16 protein-coding genes and 1 tRNA gene are annotated in these 16,319 nt (G+C 45.9%); 6 read left to right on the top strand and 11 right to left on the bottom strand.

Annotated elements, in window-relative coordinates:
- Positions 1 to 351: 351 nt before the first annotated feature.
- The 5 genes from QT973_RS18700 to psbX form a co-directional block, all read right to left on the bottom strand.
- The gene (locus QT973_RS18700; protein ID WP_333051885.1) at positions 352 to 969 is read right to left on the bottom strand and encodes a pre-peptidase C-terminal domain-containing protein; all 618 of its coding nucleotides are present in this window, start codon (positions 967 to 969) and stop codon (positions 352 to 354) included.
- A gap of 276 nt (positions 970 to 1,245) precedes the next feature.
- The gene (locus QT973_RS18695) at positions 1,246 to 2,697 is read right to left on the bottom strand and encodes a trypsin-like peptidase domain-containing protein (RefSeq protein ID WP_333391925.1); all 1,452 of its coding nucleotides are present in this window, start codon (positions 2,695 to 2,697) and stop codon (positions 1,246 to 1,248) included.
- A 110-nt stretch (positions 2,698 to 2,807) separates the two neighbouring features.
- Positions 2,808 to 3,932 (bottom strand): redoxin domain-containing protein, encoded by a 1,125-nt coding sequence (locus tag QT973_RS18690; protein WP_333391923.1) that lies wholly within the window; start codon positions 3,930 to 3,932, stop codon positions 2,808 to 2,810.
- 348 nt (positions 3,933 to 4,280) lie between these two features.
- Entirely contained in the window at positions 4,281 to 5,090 is an 810-nt protein-coding gene (locus QT973_RS18685) for a Ycf66 family protein (protein WP_333232700.1), read from the bottom strand.
- Positions 5,091 to 5,371: 281 nt separating this feature from the next.
- Positions 5,372 to 5,491 carry a photosystem II reaction center X protein gene (psbX, locus tag QT973_RS18680; protein WP_333051895.1) on the bottom strand — a complete coding sequence of 40 codons (120 nt, stop codon included), beginning with the start codon at positions 5,489 to 5,491 and terminating at the stop codon, positions 5,372 to 5,374.
- A gap of 124 nt (positions 5,492 to 5,615) precedes the next feature.
- On the opposite strand from psbX, the gene QT973_RS18675 reads away from it, so the two are divergent.
- Positions 5,616 to 5,900 (top strand): YggT family protein, encoded by a 285-nt coding sequence (locus QT973_RS18675; protein WP_333051898.1) that lies wholly within the window; start codon positions 5,616 to 5,618, stop codon positions 5,898 to 5,900.
- A 149-nt stretch (positions 5,901 to 6,049) separates the two neighbouring features.
- On the opposite strand, the gene accC is transcribed toward QT973_RS18675, so the two are convergent.
- Complete coding sequence (accC, locus tag QT973_RS18670) at positions 6,050 to 7,405, bottom strand: acetyl-CoA carboxylase biotin carboxylase subunit (RefSeq protein WP_333051901.1); 1,356 nt, start codon at positions 7,403 to 7,405, stop codon at positions 6,050 to 6,052.
- A 228-nt stretch (positions 7,406 to 7,633) separates the two neighbouring features.
- Between accC and QT973_RS18665 the strand changes: the two genes are divergently transcribed.
- The 4 genes from QT973_RS18665 to QT973_RS18650 all read left to right on the top strand — a co-directional run bounded on the left by QT973_RS18665 (position 7,634) and on the right by QT973_RS18650 (position 9,033).
- Positions 7,634 to 7,717, top strand: a tRNA-Leu gene (locus tag QT973_RS18665).
- 318 nt (positions 7,718 to 8,035) lie between these two features.
- Entirely contained in the window at positions 8,036 to 8,248 is a 213-nt protein-coding gene (locus QT973_RS18660; RefSeq protein ID WP_006634859.1) for a helix-turn-helix domain-containing protein, read from the top strand.
- Between the two features lie 37 nt (positions 8,249 to 8,285).
- Complete coding sequence (locus QT973_RS18655) at positions 8,286 to 8,684, top strand: DUF433 domain-containing protein (protein ID WP_333391922.1); 399 nt, start codon at positions 8,286 to 8,288, stop codon at positions 8,682 to 8,684.
- Positions 8,677 to 9,033, top strand: coding sequence for a DUF5615 family PIN-like protein (locus QT973_RS18650; RefSeq protein ID WP_333391920.1), 357 nt, complete (start codon positions 8,677 to 8,679; stop codon positions 9,031 to 9,033). Before QT973_RS18655 ends, QT973_RS18650 begins: the two co-directional genes overlap by 8 nt.
- Positions 9,034 to 9,053: 20 nt before the next feature.
- Here QT973_RS18650 and QT973_RS18645 read toward each other — a convergent pair whose 3' ends face one another.
- Together QT973_RS18645 and QT973_RS18640 are read right to left on the bottom strand one after the other, a co-directional pair.
- Positions 9,054 to 11,888, bottom strand: a complete 2,835-nt coding sequence (locus QT973_RS18645) for an ATP-binding protein (protein WP_333391918.1) — start codon at positions 11,886 to 11,888, stop codon at positions 9,054 to 9,056.
- Positions 11,885 to 13,000 carry an ATP-binding protein gene (locus QT973_RS18640; protein WP_333391916.1) on the bottom strand — a complete coding sequence of 372 codons (1,116 nt, stop codon included), beginning with the start codon at positions 12,998 to 13,000 and terminating at the stop codon, positions 11,885 to 11,887. The genes QT973_RS18645 and QT973_RS18640 overlap by 4 nt, the downstream gene beginning before the upstream one ends.
- Before the next feature lie 204 nt (positions 13,001 to 13,204).
- Between QT973_RS18640 and QT973_RS18635 the strand changes: the two genes are divergently transcribed.
- Positions 13,205 to 13,552 (top strand): hypothetical protein, encoded by a 348-nt coding sequence (locus QT973_RS18635; RefSeq protein WP_333391914.1) that lies wholly within the window; start codon positions 13,205 to 13,207, stop codon positions 13,550 to 13,552.
- A gap of 317 nt (positions 13,553 to 13,869) precedes the next feature.
- On the opposite strand, the gene QT973_RS18630 is transcribed toward QT973_RS18635, so the two are convergent.
- The 3 genes from QT973_RS18630 to QT973_RS18620 form a co-directional block, all read right to left on the bottom strand.
- Entirely contained in the window at positions 13,870 to 14,148 is a 279-nt protein-coding gene (locus QT973_RS18630; RefSeq protein ID WP_333391912.1) for a hypothetical protein, read from the bottom strand.
- Complete coding sequence (locus tag QT973_RS18625; RefSeq protein WP_333391910.1) at positions 14,111 to 14,470, bottom strand: DUF6972 family protein; 360 nt, start codon at positions 14,468 to 14,470, stop codon at positions 14,111 to 14,113. The genes QT973_RS18630 and QT973_RS18625 overlap by 38 nt, the downstream gene beginning before the upstream one ends.
- Before the next feature lie 157 nt (positions 14,471 to 14,627).
- Complete coding sequence (locus QT973_RS18620) at positions 14,628 to 15,899, bottom strand: FAD-dependent hydroxylase (protein WP_333391908.1); 1,272 nt, start codon at positions 15,897 to 15,899, stop codon at positions 14,628 to 14,630.
- Positions 15,900 to 16,319 lie beyond the last annotated feature (420 nt).

Below are 16,319 nucleotides of genomic sequence, written 5' to 3'. Positions count from 1 at the left end.
ATCTACTGAGTATGCTTTCATTGGTATATTATTTTTAGTCAATTCTATTGTACCTCATAACATCCGGAAGTGCTGTATCATGTCCGGTCGAGCGACCGCGATTTTTGTAGGGGCGGGTTCAGAACAATACCTGTCAATAATTGACAATCTCAAAAACCCGCCCCGACCGGGATATTATGGTTAATCGATAGGACATGATATTAGAAAATTATAAGTGCCAGACTCTAACATTTATAGTGGCATAAAAACCTATGAATTTACCAAAGTGAATAGTAGTTGCTTATAGTGCGATCGTCCTTGAATTATAGGGACACGGCAATGCCGTGCCCTGACTCCGAAGTTTCGTTCAAACTAATTTCCAGTTGTTTCGCGGACGGTCAAACTGTACTTGCCTCTACCTTTTGGAGGCGGATCGTAAGCATTGACAATGACGCGATAGCGACCGTTTGCAGACAAGGTAACAGTAAGTTCAGAATTGGAATTTTGCTGCGTGACATCATCATTTTCTCCAAGTAGCTCGCCCTGGGAGTTGAAAATAGCGAGATAAGTATCAAACTCGGTACTTTCTACGGTAATAACCAGTTTCTGACCCTGAGTGCCTTCAAAGGTATACTCGTCGTACAAACTGCTGTCTGAGGGAAGTACAGAAGACTTAGCAGGGCTGAGTTCTCCGTTTTGCTCTAAAATGACTTTAGATGCACCCGCATCAGGAGTCGGCGGAGGTTCTACAGTTGGGGTCTGAGTTGGCGAACTTTGTGGCGATGGGGACGGGTTGGGGCTTGCTTGAGCTAAAACCGCCTTGTCAGCAGTCTTCGCATCAGTTAAGTTTTGAGGAAATTCTGCTGAAATAAGGGTGGAACTGCTGTTAGCAACACCTGAATTTGAAAGTGACAGGGAGAGAGCCGGCTTGCCAGAAAAAGTAGCTACCAGAGCAATTGGCGCGATCGCCCAAAATCTAACTTGACGCATGAATTACCTCGATTTGTAACGGAGGAAGAAGGAAGAAGTCAGTAGTCATTAGTCAGTAGTCATTAGTTATTTGTTAGGATCGCAAATTAAATAATTTACACTCTTGAAAGTGGGATGGGCGTCCCGCCCGTCCTTTATGCACGGGCGGGACGCCCATGCCACAAGAACAATAAAGATTGTAAGTTATTTAATTCTCATTCCTTAGATGCTACCAATTACCAATGCCCTGTTTGCCCAATTCCCGATTCCCAATTCCCAGTTCCGAATTTTCAATTTTCACCGGACAGTTAGAGTGTAACGACCCCGGCCCGAAGCATCGTAAGCATTGACAATTACGCGATAGCGACCCGTAGCGGGCAACGTAACGGTCAGAAACGAATTTTTAGTCGAATCGCTTCCATCGTCATTTTCTGCCACTAATCGGCCGTTAGGGCCAAAGATCGCCACATAGGGATCGAAATCTGTACTTTCGAGGGAAATGGTGACAGACTGACCCGATCGACCTTCAAAAGTATACTCTCGATACAGACTGTTGTCAGACGGCAATACTGGGCCGCCTGCGACTAAAGCACCTTCTTCTTGCAAAATCGCCCGAGAAGGCGCGGTAGGAGCACTCGCTTTCAGCTCTAACGTATAAGCCCCTGACTGCCTAGCTTGGTAGGAATTTGCAACTAACGTGTAAGTCCCGTCTGCTGGCAGCCTGACTGTAATTCTGGCGTTTTTATTCCCGGCCCCGTCATCGTCTTGCGCGATTTCGCGCTGGTTGGGGCCGAGCAAAATTAAATAAGGGTCAATCTCTTGACTTTTCATTTCTATTGTGATTTGCTGGCCCGCTTTTCCGTCAAATGAGTAGAGGTCAAAAAAGCTGTTGTCGGTGGGCAGAACGCTAGACTTGTCGGTGAGGAGGCCGCTGACGGGGGGCCCGTTTAACGTAACTTTTTGAGGTGATTGGTTGCCACCAAAGGGCGATCGGGCTTGAGCCGCGCGGGGAGCTCGCCCTTCTCGCACCGCTGTCAGGAAAGCGGGTAATTTGTCTGCGGAAATTGCAAAACCGATACCGATACTGCCACCGCCCCGACCGCGAGTAAAAATAGAAGTATTGACGCCGATTAATTCTCCTGAACTGTTGAGCAGTGGGCCTCCTGAATTGCCGGGATTGATGGCGGCGTCGGTTTGAATTAAGCCCCGCTGCTGGTCGATGCGGCTGACGATTCCGACTGTAAAAGTACCTTGAAATTGACCGAAGGGATTGCCGATCGCAAATGCTTGTTGCCCGACTTTCACCGAACCGGGACGGGCTAAAGGAATAGTGGGCAAATTGTTTTGACCGCGAATCTTCAGCACGGCTAAGTCTAGACCGTCTTCGCCGAATCCGATGACATCGGCGACAAGTTTTCTGCCGTCTGACAAAATGATATTGACGGTACCGCCTGCCGAAACAACGTGGGCGTTCGTTAACACCATGCCGTCGGGGCTGATAATTGTGCCACTGCCGTTAGATTTATCTGTATCGACTGTAACAACCGCCGGACTAGCCTTTTCGTAGACCCGAATATTGGTTTGTTCTTCAACAGTTTGGGCGATCGCACCCTGGGAATGCACCGAGTTAAATTCCGTTAAATCTGTTGATTGCCGCACAGGGGATGTGGTAACAACCGCACTGGCGCTGGCTGCAACCCCAACCGTTAAAATTCCCGATACTGCTAAACTTAGAAGTTTGAAATTCATGGCGATCGATTTAGTATTTAGCGATCGGTAGCTAGGAATTAGGTTTTGTGGCTAACCGCTAACTACCTTCTCTAATTATTTTAGGACTTGCACCACGGTAGTGACATTCCTTACGCCGGTTCTCCAATTCGGGAATCTGAATCAGCAGCTAAATACTTAAAATTAGCTTGTCGTACCTCGGCATCCTCATTGCCGTAGAAAAAAGACAGCAAAGCAAAACGCTGGCCACTAATCACCGGCGTCGCTTCATGCAGCAAAGAACACGAAAAAATAATCGCCGTGCCACAATCCCCTTTATAACCGTGCGGCGCGTACTCTGGAAACCGTAAAAATCCCCCCGTGTACTCTCCCACATTCAAGTTTAGCGTCATTGCAAACCTGCGGTGCAGCGTAGCTTTGCTAGTGTTGTCGCGGTGCGGCATAAAATAACCGCCACTCTGGGCATCGTAACAACCTATCAAATACCGTTCAAACCTGGTAATTGTAAACTGAAAAGCTTTTTCTACTTCCGGCCGCACCCGGCGCCAAATAATCGCACTCAATCGTCGCTGTAACTTCGGGTCTTCAATAAAGAAATCTCGGCGCTTCTTGAAAGTGTCGTCGTGCAGGCCAACTGTTTTCCCGCCTATTTGCCTCATAAAGCCGGAAGGACTGCCACCGTGAGCTTTGTAGATATCGATTAAACTGTGGCAAGAGGCTTTGTCCAAAACGTTAGGAATTACCAACACCGGGGCGTGGCGAGTGGCTGCTCGGGCTTCCTCAATTGGGGGCAAAGTTTTGAGAAAATCTAATACTTGCTGGGCGTGTTGGTGCGGTTCGCCCATCGGCAAAATATTAATTACCTGAAGGTTTTCGTTGAGTACAAAAGTTTGTGGTGCATAGTGAACTCCGGCAACTCCATTTTCTTCGACATCTCGGAAAACACCGTACTGCTGGCTGACTTTTTTATCCAAGTCCCAGAAAAAAAGGAATGACGGAGCAATTGTGGTTGGTCTGTTTTGTTCTTTGTCTGCTGGGTCAACGCTCACTCCAAACCGCGGTACTTGCAAGCTTTGGAATTCCTCTGAAAGCTCTTGAAAGCTTTTGAGGATAACTTGGATTTGTTCAAAAGCTGTGCTGGCAAAGAAAAACAGCACGACTCGCCGGCCGCCAACAGTCGGGAAATGAAATAAGGGGTTATTTGTAGAAGGAACGGAAAACCAGGGAGCCGGATCTCCTATTTCGAGTAATGGCATCTTGCTGATTTAATATTTGGGATTTTATATTTAGATTATGATGCTGTCGATTAGTTCCACAGATTCGGTATATTAAAATATGTTTTGAAAAAAAATTAGCTTTTATATCATTTCCGGTAACACCGGAATGATGTTGACTGTTGACTCTAATTTACTATTCCGATGCTAACGGATTTGATATTATTTGTGTATATCTCCGTTGGTTTGGGGTTTCACCCTCGCAATTTACAGTCTTTTGAAGCACTTTAATATCTGAAGAATAAGTAGATGGGCATCAATAAACGCAACTTATTTTTTTGCCGACGGGTACGAGAAAAGTTTAGTTTCACCCATCTACTTAGTGTTTGCCTATTTGTCGAAACTGGGGGAATTATCCGGTTGGTCTTCCGGGTATTCTACAGGTCGATACTCCACGTAGTCTGACGGCGGTGCTTCCACGTCGCGGTTGCTGGGGCGAGACCTGGATGATTCCGTAGGACGGGGTTTTTTGGTTCTCGGCGGCGTATCGGAACTGCGGTTTTCCGAAGCAGGGGGGCGACTGCTGCGGCTGCGGGTCGGTCTTTCTTCGGGGTTGTCTGAAACGTCCCAGTTGTCTGACTCTTGGGTTGGCGGGGCTTCTGGGCGAGAGGGACGTTTGCGCGAGGATCGATCGGGCGAGTCGGGCCGTCCGGTGTTAACGCTGCCGTTGCGATTCGAGGGGCGGCGGCGGGGTTCGTCGTCGTAGGCTTCCCGAGAAGAACGGTAGTCTTGGCTGCCTCTGATCCGGGGACGCTGCGGATAGTCTTCCTCTGGTTCTAGCTGTTCCATGTCGGCATCGTAGCCGTCGTAACCGTAGGCGTTGCTGACCGGTCGGTCTTCATCTACGTATTGGGCGCGACTTTTGGCTTGGGCTGTGGTCGCTCCTCGCAGCTTAATGCTTTCTGCTGCAAAAAATATGGCGGAACCAGTCAACAGAAATTGACCGAATGCCAGAATTGGGTCAAGCCGCCATCCTTGAAATAACAGAATACCGCCGCACAGCAAGCCGACTGCTGCAAAAAAAATATCGTGGTCTCGGGCTAGTTTGGGACGCCACGATCGCAGAAAATACAGTCCTGCCCCTGCTACTGCTAGGATAATCCCTAACAGGCTGCTCCAGTTCAATCCTAAATTGACCATTAGCCTATCTCCTATGTCTTTCCTATGTTAGCGAGTTAGATTTTACATCTATCATTAAGTCTGTCAGCCCGACGGTGCTTTCTGGGGCAGAGTCCGGTCAGGGTTTCAGCTTGGGAAGTCAGTATAATAATGAGTTTAACGGGAAAAAACCTCAGCTTGGCAGTCAACTGAAGGTTTTGCCTTGACAGTTGCTGGCAGCCGAGGTTTCTCGCATCGGGGAAATGCCCGACGTGTAGCCGAAAATTGACTTGCAGCGCCGGACTTAGAAACCCGCTGACTTTTTAGGTGCGCTTGATTTTGTCTTTTTGGCTGATGAAGATCAGGGCGATCGTTGCTGGAAGCACTACTACCACCACGCCCACCAGCAGGCTGTACAAAAAGTTCGCGAGAGAAGGAGTCATAGATTCCAAGCCTTTGTTACAACAATTTGATTTTTATTAATTTTATACTTTCGATCGCACCTGTGAAACGGTTAAAATTATGAATGGCAGACTTAACAAAACTTAAGATTTCGAGATAAGACCCATGACTGGTATTACCGTTGCAAGTTGGATTCTGGGCTCTGTCCTAGTCGTGATGACTTTGCTGTTTATTTTTCGGATCGTTCTGACTTGGTATCCCGAGGTGAACCTGAGCAAATTGCCGTTGAGTCTGATTGCTTGGCCCACGGAACCTTTTTTAGCCATAACTAGAAAGATTGTACCGCCGATCGGCGGGGTGGACATTACGCCGATTATTTGGGTGGGTATCTGTAGCTTGCTGCGAGAAATGATTCTCGGCCAGCAAGGGCTGCTGACAATGATGATGTAGAAGTTGGCGGTTGACTGTTGACTGTTGGGGGTTGACTGTTGACTGTTGACTGAAAGCAGGCTTGGTAAAAACCCCCGGATCGATCCGTGGGGTTGCTTTCTTCAATCTTTCAATCCAAAATCCAAAATCTAAAATCCAAAATCGATTGACTAATGACTATTTTGGTTCAAGAACTGTTCGACGAAATTCGTGTAAACTTCGCCGCTGAGAAACTCGGGGGAATCGAGGATTTTTTGGTGAAAGCCCAGGGTGGTAGGAACGCCGGTGATAGCGCATTCCCGCAATGCCCGTTTCATCCTGCGGATGGCTGTCGGTCGATCGCGCCCCCATACAATTACTTTACCGATTAAAGAATCGTAGTAAGCGGGTATTTCGTAATCGGTGTAGACGTGAGAGTCCATCCGCACGCCGGGGCCACCGGGAGGCAAATAACCGCTGATTATGCCGGGGTGGGGTCGGAAATTGCGATCGGGATCTTCAGCATTGATGCGGCACTCGATCGCGTGGCCGTTGAGAATGACTTGGTTTTGCTTGATTTGCAGTTTTTCTCCTTGGGCGATGCGGATTTGTTCGGCAATCAAATCGAGGCCTGTAATCATCTCGGTGACGGGATGTTCTACTTGGATGCGGGTGTTCATTTCCATGAAGTAGAACTTGCCCGATTTGTCAAGCAGAAATTCGACAGTGCCCGCACCCGTGTAGTTGATGGATTTGGCGGCGGCAATGGCGGCGTGACCCATTTGATCTCGCAGTTTCTGGCTGAGGGCTGGGCTGGGGGCTTCTTCGAGGAGTTTTTGGTGCCGGCGCTGAATCGAACAATCTCTCTCACCGAGGTGGATGACGTTACCGTAGTTGTCGGCGAGGATTTGGATTTCGATGTGCCGGGGTTTTTCGATGAATTTTTCGAGGTAAAGTCCGGGATTGCCGAAGGCTGCGTCGGCTTCGCCTTGGGCTGCTGAGAATAGTTTGGGGAGTTCCGAGGGTTCTCTAACTAGCCTCATCCCGCGGCCTCCACCGCCGGCTGTGGCTTTGATCATCACAGGATAGCCGATGTCGCGGGCGATCGACAAAGCTTCGCGATCGTCCGCCAGCAATCCGTCGCTACCGGGAACTGTGGGGACTTTCACCCGCTGCATAGTTTCTTTGGCGGTGGATTTATCGCCCATCGCCCGCATTGCTGCCGGAGACGGCCCGATGAAGGTAATTTGATGGTCAGCGCAGATTTCGGCAAATCGGGCGTTTTCGGCGAGGAAGCCGTAACCGGGGTGAATGGCTGCGGCGTTGCGTGTCAGGGCTGCCGCGATGATGTTGGGGATGTTTAAATAGCTTTTGCTGCTGGTGGGGGGGCCGATGCAAACGGCTTCGTCTGCCAACTGGACGTGCAGGGCGTGTTTATCTACGGTGGAGTGTACGGCGACCGTGGCAATCCCCATTTCCTCGCAGGTCCGCAATATGCGGAGAGCTATTTCTCCCCGATTAGCGATTAAAATTTTCGAGAACCCCATCTTCGCTGCTTAATTCACTCAATATTCTGTACAATAATGCCTTTCGGTATGTTCTGGATAATCGTTTTGCAGAAATTGTTCACAAAAATTTATTTTACATTTTGCGGGTAGTGGTGCTATGATTGTAAATCGGCGGTGTCAAAGGGCAAGTTACGAGTTAAATGTCAGGAACCTCAACCTGTGAATCTTTAACTGGTAACGCAAAAATCCCGGAGATTGCCAGAAAGAGCGGATGTGGCGGAATTGGTATACGCGCACGCTTGAGGTGCGTGTGGCAATATGTCCTTGCGAGTTCGAGTCTCGCCATCCGCATTGAATATATAAAACAACTGTTGACGGTTTTGGCTGTCGGCAGTTGTTTTATTTTTGATGGGTGGGTGGGCAGAAACCGGGTTTTTGCGAGAATATTTGGTTACAGGCGAAGATTTGGTGAAAAACCCGGTTTCTTTGATTTGTGGGTGAGTACGGTAGGGTGCGGATTCATCAGATATCTTTAAGTGCGATTCCCTACGGGATAGCTTCGCACGCGCGGACTTCTGACAGATCCGCACTATACAAAATACTCTTTAACTGTCGATCGACAATTGTGTTTGAATTAAAAACATAGATACTTATCGTTTGTCAAGTAGAATGGGGTTAGTTAGGTTCCGAATCCGAGAGTTGGCTGACGAAAAAGGATGGACGCTAAAGGATGTTGCCGATCGATCCGAGGTTCCGTACAGCACAGTCAGGCACTATGCTCGATCGGAAGGACTAGCAACGGTTGACATCACATCAATTCAAAAGATAGCTCGCACCCTCGATGTTTTGATAGAGGAGTTGATGGAAGTTGTTAAAGAATGAACCGATGAAATTATATTAGCAAAGGGAAGTTAGATCGATGACATCCTACGCCTTAAACTTACCCGTTCAGTTACAGCAAGAAGCTGAAAAATTGGCAACACTCCAAGGCATTTCGTTCGATCAGTTTATCCTCTGGGCTGTAGCCGAAAAAGTCGCTACCCTCAACCAGCGGAATGACGATCCGGCTTTTCCTGAAATCACCTATGTGCGCGGCGCTAGCGGCGAACTCGTTCCCGTTTTGCGTGGCACTCGGTTGCGGGTGCAAACAGTAGTCATCGCAGCGCAGAAATGGGGTTTTTCTCCAAACCAAATTGCCACTGAGTATGAATTAAGTGAAGATCGAGTGAACGCTGTTCTCGCTTTTTATGCGGCTCACCATCAAGAAATAGACGCATCTATTGCCGCTGAGCAAATTATCGAAGCTGCTAATGTCTAAACCGCTATTGCATCTAGATGCCGATACCTCTATTAAAGCTTTGCAAGCCGCCCTTTTATCTCGCAGTCACGATGTCACTCGGACACCGGCTGAGTGGATGGCTTTAGATGCTAGCGATGAGGCTCAATTGCTAGAAGCAACAGCGCGAGGGCGGTGTATTTTTACGTTTAATATCCGGGATTTTCAGGTCTTAGCTCAGCGTTATCCCGAACATGGTGGCATCATTTTGGCTGCTCAAAACAGTTGGACATTATCTAGTCTAATTGCTTCCCTCGATCGCCTGCTTTCAGAAACACAAGCTGCTGACTGGAAAGGGCAAGTTCGCTGGCTCAATCAGTGGCGAACCTAATCAGGACTTACGCAAGCACACTATATACATTTATCCACCCAAACGCGAAATAGTTCGACAATAATGCACCACTTGCCATGAATTTCCCAAACTACATCGTGACGTATCAAAGAGTTAAGTGCTGGCTGTAAATTTGTCTCGTTTATGCCAGTAATTTCAGCTAGCGTGTTGATATCGAGTCCTTCTCGGTGAGGTGCGATCGCTCTTAATACCTCTTGCTGTCCGGGAGCACCCCGCGCCGCCTGACCCCAAACGCCATCGAAGTAGTAACTTCCCCGCTGAAAGAATTCAGGGTTATTAATGACTGCCCTCACATCTTCTACTGTAAAGACCGGATCGCGAGAATTTCCCATGTCAAAAACTTGCTCATTGTAGCGGCGAACTAGCTGAAATCCCACTAGCTGAACTAAATAAGGCTGTCCAGTAGTCCAAGCATAGATTGCAGATAACGCTTCTGGCGCGTAGTCAAGAGGGAAATCTTCATGAGGATTAGCAAGAATCTGGCGGGTAGCTGCACTTTCCATGAAGCTAACCTTGATATTAATAAAACTAGCAAAGAAAGGGTGAGAGTAATCCCCAGTCATCTCGTCTAAAGTATGCAAACCAGCCAAGGCAAAAGCTATTTTAGGACTCATTTGTACCATCCCCCGCAGAACCTCCATAAAGTCACTGTCAATCTTTCCCTTCTCAATCAGTTTTTCAATCTTCTCAAACTCATCTAAAGCAATAATCAAACCCGTTTCACTCAGATTGGCCTCTACTTGTTTCAAATAGCGCTCAAAAGTACGGTAGGGAAGATTCAGAAAATCCGCATTGGCAGGAGGTGGAATGTTGACAGCATCAGAAATTTCATCGCTAATTGCCATCAGCACCTCTGCAACTCCTTGACGAATGTTTCCCAATCGGAATAGATTGACATAGGCTACTTTTACCTGTGACCCTAGGGACTGGGCCGCATTAAGCAGAATAGAAGTTTTGCCCATGCGTCGATGACCGTAGATAACCACAGACTGAAGTTGCTTACTCGATATCCACAGTTCTTTGAGCTGTTTGAGTACATCCTCTCGTCCAACAAACAGGTTGCCCTCAACAGGGTCGCCAACCACGTAGGGATTACGCACTCGTTCAGTAATAGAAACGTTCCCAACCTCACTAGCTACATCTAATATCGCTTGCGACCAATTCCAGGCAATTTTTCTAACTATTTCTCGCTCTGGTTGAGGTACAGCATCAGGTTGATCCCGCAACTTTTTGAGTTCTCCTAAAGCATGGCTAAGAGCGAAGGCTCTGGCAGAACGAGACGAACTATTCTGAATAATTTCAATATCCGTTATAATCTTATACAAGCTAGCTAGCGCTCTCCAAGTATCCAAACGCAGCCAAGGTTTTTTAGGGAAAGTATATAGCGATAGCGTAGCAAGATCATTCAATTTTATAGCCTTCTGATACTCATACATAATTAGACTTATACTCCACATTTCGTCTCCATAGGGTAGAGGCCGCACCTCATAAAATGCTTTCCTTGCATAGTATAGCGACTGCTCATGCAAACACAAGAAACCACGAGCAACAGCGCGAGCATGAGGCTCAAATTCAATAAAATTTGTATACATAGAACCTGAAATCAAACGTACCAATTCCCATTTGTAAGGGGGAGCTGTTAAATGTGCTATACGATAGACAAGTTGTTCTGGTTCTTCAGCAAGAACTTGGTTTAAAGCTTGAATTACAGGAATGAACTGGAGAGTATAAGTATAAATTTCATAAGCATTATGTATTCCTGTCTCCCAATCTTGTCGGAGCCATTCTTTTAATTGCTCGGTGAGATAGAGATTAGGCAGGACAGTTACACGAGGAAACAGCAAGTCTAGATTTTTTCTAGAGAATTTACGCATTTCAAAGACATAATCAGAGGGCAACTTTTCAGATAGGGGAAGATGGGGAGATGAAGAAATTAGAAAATCAGAATATCGGGAACCAAACTCATTACTCAAAACCCTTGGGCTGCGGTTTTCTTTAACTCTGTGCGTAAGTCCTCTTTTAAATAATGTTTGGCTTATAGGTAATGTAACAAACCAGTTATCTGGGCGCAGCAATCCTATAAATGAACCAATTACACAACTCACAAAAAAAACTACGCGAACTAACAGGCTTTTTAGAAATACAAAATAATCTGTGACTTTGAACTCAATTGGTAGACTCAAGCAAAGCATTAATGACATTAATAACACTCCACCAATAACTAATATAATAGCTGAGTCGTCCACCTCTAAAATGGCTAGTGTCGCAATACCTCCTACACCCAACCACATACCTGCTAATATACCTAACATTAAGATAACTCCCAGGTTAGTATATCCTTCTGTTATAGCACTAACTGTGAAAATTGCCAGATTAAAATTTAAGCTTAAAAAAATGATTATAGTTAGATACTTGGCTGTTTGCGACTGAAATTTGGATGAAAATATATCTTTTTCAAAGAGTACCAAGCCCAAGGTCATGCCACACAAAATAATAGTAAATAAAATGCTGGATGATATATATTCCGCATCTACTACACAATTAATCGAGTTAAGAATTACTATCCAAGTCAATAGTGTAATGAATATGACTACCATTACTTGTATAAGTAACCCAGCTATTATGGGATTAAGGAATAATCCTGAATCTTTTTTAGAATTTTTGTAGCGCTCTGAAATAGATACTCTATTGTAGACATACCAGCGCAAGGCTTGGGGAAAGAAAAACACCCAGTATAATAACCGCAAGTAATCGATGGGCTTTGATAGTGAAAGACGTTGCTTGAATTTAGGAGCTAAGTCTAAACGGGGAACGTCGGTGTTGCGATCGCTCATTTTACATCCTCCACATATCGCGCATAATTTTGATAGCACAACTTCATCAGTCGTCGTGGATGACCGCCACTTTCTTTTACTAGCTGACTTGTTTCCTCTTCAGTAAAACACACCGAAGTCATCGCAAGACGAGCTTGAATAAAAGCACGGGCAGTTGCTTCATTCCAAGGTTTAATATAAAGGTCTTGAAAAATATTCTCAGGGGGAGAATTTGTTATGTCATCCTGACAGTCATTAAAGAGTCGCTTGAGGGGCTCGCTAGCAGCTACTATCATTTTAACAGACGCGTTTGACCCCTCAGCTAAAAATCGCAAGTGTTCTCTCAATTCAAGGCTAAAACCTTCCCTAGCCATCTTTCCGTAATTATCTATAGCCAGCAGCACTCTACGCTTTTTCAAAGCACGATTCAGCATAGTTGGAGAGCTTTCAAATATGCCAACTTCTTCGCACAAAGCTGTATAGAATTCATCTTCGTCGCGAATTCCATTGAGGTCTAAGTAAATTGGCTGCCGTGGCGATAATAGGAAATTTTCAGCCTGTTGACAAATAGCCCATAGCAGAGAAGACTTCCCGATGCCTTCTTCTCCTATTAAAGCTACACTGACTTTGTTGTTAAGAACCTCGAAAACATCCCTTATTTCCCCTTTTCTGCCGAAAAACAGTTGCGGGTCGTCAACTTTACCAGTCTGAGGAATAAAAGGGTTAAAAGAAATAGCAGGGGTGCGATAGCCTATACTTACTACACTCCTTTGACTTGACAGCCACTGTAAATACTTCGGTTTCAGCCAATCTAGAAATGCGGTATCTTTCACCGAACTACTTCTGTCGTTACAACCCGAAAAACCTTCGCGATTTTCTTGTGGACAGAAACGCTTATTGTATATCGTCCACATTTGCCGCCGAACATTCTCAGGGTCGATCAGAATGTCAGAATTTTCTTCTGCGATTCCTCCATCTGCAACCTCTTTATTGCTCTTGACTGTTTTTTCATCGGGAAACTTAGCCAGAAGAATAGCTGTCTCTGTCCGACTCAAGCCATAAAAAGTAACTATCTCTAATCTTAAAAAGCTTTGCCATAAGTTCACAGTCCCAGTCACCCCAACTTCTCCCATAACTTGGCGTCTCTCTTGCTGAGTTTACCATAACTAGCGCGTAACTAGAATGTTTTTCCGGTTTCTCAAAACATAGGAAAAAATTTTCCGGTTATTTTTATGATACCGGAAATAATTTTCTGGGACTTTTTTGAAAGTAGCTTATAAGCTGTTATTTAGTGGTAAGCATTCCACCGCAAACTTTGAAAAAGCCAGAAGATAAATATGACACAACTAATTGAGTACATCCAGACAGCTAAAGAATTTGCTGATACTTATGGCATAGCACATCTAGAGCGGTTGCTGGCATTAGCTGAAACTGTCCCCCATTCTGCAAAAACTCAATCATCGACTTTTAAAGTTATGTCTAATACAATTTTGGAGGAAGTGGAAATGGCTGGATTTCATCTTAACCCTTGGCTAAAGACTTTGATTCTAAGTAACAATGTTGAAGTAGTTCGAGATGCGATCGCTGTAGTTGAGGAAAATCGCCGCCGGGGAATAGTGCGGAACGACGAAGGGCTGTTAGTACAAGCTATCCGCAACCAATGGAAACCCCATATTTCAGCTTAAAAAAGTGCAAAAATTTGGGGAAAAACCCGGTTTCTTAGATTGTGCGATCGCCCAGAAACCGGGTTTTTGCCAGCATACTTCGTAACAGTGCAAATATTCAGGAAAAAACCCGGTTTCTTCGATCGTGCGAGTGGCCAGAAACCTCGGTTAGCCCGATAGTCCGCCAGGGGTTGAAACCCCTGTCTCATAGCAAAAGTCCTCTGAAGAGGACTAAAGAGTTTTTCATTTTTATCTCGGATTTTCAGTCGGTTTCAACCGACTTTCGCCCGACGCCAGGGGTTGAAACCCCTGGCGGTTGTGGGTGACACCACTTTACTTTATACTTCGTGTAAAATCCGACTATTCAAACGCTCATATTCATCCTCTAGCAGCCACATTTTAGCAGCTTCGTAATTGTCACTAGAAAAAATAACTTTATAATTTTGTGCCGGGTTGTGAATGCAAAATTTTCCTGAAATTTCCTTGACTAACATCAGGATATAAGGAGGAGATATCAGAGTATCCGCCCAGATTTCCGCAAACTCCCACTCAGTCTCTTGCTCTGATTGTTGACTAATTTTAGTAGCTTGTGCGGGGTCTTTTGCGAGGTATGACATGGTATTTCCCTGTAGTTTTTTTAATCTTTATTTCACCGTAATTTAGTGGTAGCCGAGTACCGTCTGCTTTCAGTATATAACCAATTGGTTCTGAAAAGTACAATCCATAGCGTTCATAATTGTCCTCTACATCGTCCTCTCCTGTGCGTTCCCCTCTTAGCTTAATTTCTGCGGCCACTCTTTCCATTGTTTCTCTATCATTAAAGAGATGGACGATTCCTTCGCTTTCAAATTCACTTTGGGCTTTTTGGGTTCCGGGGAGATGTTTATCAATGAGACTGGTTCGAGTTTCTAGAGTAATTTCACGGTCAATTCCACTCATAGCTCTATTCTATCTTAATTATATACCATTCATCGATGAATTTAGTTTAGTCTTGGAAGCACGGGTGGCCAAAAACCGGGTTTTTGCGACAGACTTGGTGACAGTGCAAAGATTTGGAAAAAACCCGGTTTATTTGATGGTGGGCGGGTGTAAAAACCTAATTTTGCGCTAATTCCGGCGGCCGCCCCATTAAACCGGTCATCAAGCGCAAGGCTAAAAACCTCACTGGGGGAATTGTCCGCAAACACCACAATCCAAAGCGGCGAAATGCTACAATTGGCAGCCAAGTATTAGAAAATAATCTGTCTAGAAAATCGGTAAATCCTAACACGATTAAATTCTCTTTTTTCCGCCAGTTGTGATACCGTTTCAATACTCGCAAATCGCCGATGTCTTCGCCTTTTTGGTGCGCTTGCTGCAAGATTTGGCCGATCGCCCCAGCGTCTCGAATGCCCATATTCAATCCCTGGCCGCCGACGGGATGGCAGCAGTGGGCGGCGTCGCCAATTAGTGCTAATCTGGGCAAAACGTAGCGATCGCTCTGCATTAACTGCACGGGAAACAAAAAGCGATCGCTTTCCAATTCCAAACGCCCCAACAGCCCGCCCGTGCGCTGTTCCAACAAAGTCAAAAACTCTTTTTCATCCATTTGTTGCAAAGCTTTAGCTTCCGCGTGAGGTGCTGTCCAAACTACTTGACAGCGGTTCCCCGGTAATGGTAAAACTCCCATCGGGCCGCTCGGCCAAAAGCGCTCAAAAGCGATATCATTGTGCGGTTTTTCTGCTTTAATAGTGATAGCAACGCAGGATTGCCAGTATTTCCACCCGCGAGTGCTGATGTTGGCTTCGGTGCGGATGCGCGATCGCGAACCGTCGGCGGCGACTAATAATTTGGTGCGAATTGTCCGAGTTTCGCCGTTTTGTTTGACTTCTATTTCGGCGCAATCGGTTAAATATTTTACCTCGACTACTTCCGCCGGACAAACCCAACTAAAATTCGGGTTTTTTGCCAAAGATTCTTGCAAAGCTGACAGCATGACTCCGTGCTCGCCAACGTAACCTAAAGCTGCTTTTGGTACGGGCAATTTGCCAGTATTTCCCAAATCCGGGCGGTGGAATTCGACCACACCGGGATAGTCGCCGTCGCAGAGGCTAATTTGCTCGAAGGTGGTGATTTGCGGCAAGATTTGCTGCCACACGCCGATACCTTCTAAGATCATTCCTGATAGCAAGGTAATTGCATAGGCTTGTTTTTTGGCTGCTGCGATTGCGGGGAGTTGGGTTTCAATTATTGCTATTTTCAATCCAGAATCTTTTAAGGCGCTGGCTAAGGTTGCCCCGACTATGCCCCCTCCGACGATGGCTATGTCAAAGTCGAGTGTCGGTGTTTGCGTCGAGGCTGTGGTTGGAGAAAGTTGGTTTACAGGCATTTTCAAGGGAATTTGTCAAGGTTAATTGGATTGTTACTTTTTTATTGTAAAGAATTATTTCGATTTAGGGCGATCGAGAAAGGGAGAGTACCGGCATTCGTGAAAATCCAGGTTTTCAGACTACGATATCCAAATGCAAGCCCAGGATGCACTCGCTACCTCAGAAACCCGGTTTCTTCCTATATTTCTCGTCACTCAACGCAAAACTCGTAGAAACCGGGTTTCTAGCCCCCCCGATGGATCAGCCCTGAAACTAATGACTAATGACTCATGACTAATGACTAATGACCGAAAGCATCCAGGATACCCGCCACGTGATTCATCCGTCCAGAAATAAAAAACCTGTATCCGAGAAACTTGCCCCTCGAATTTATCTCGCGCAAGTCAATGCTAAAATCTAAAATCTAAAATCTAAAATCT

The organism is Microcoleus sp. Z1_A1 (genome assembly GCF_036700305.1).
GTDB lineage: Bacteria > Cyanobacteriota > Cyanobacteriia > Cyanobacteriales > Microcoleaceae > Microcoleus.
This window is presented reverse-complemented; position numbering and strand designations above follow the sequence as displayed.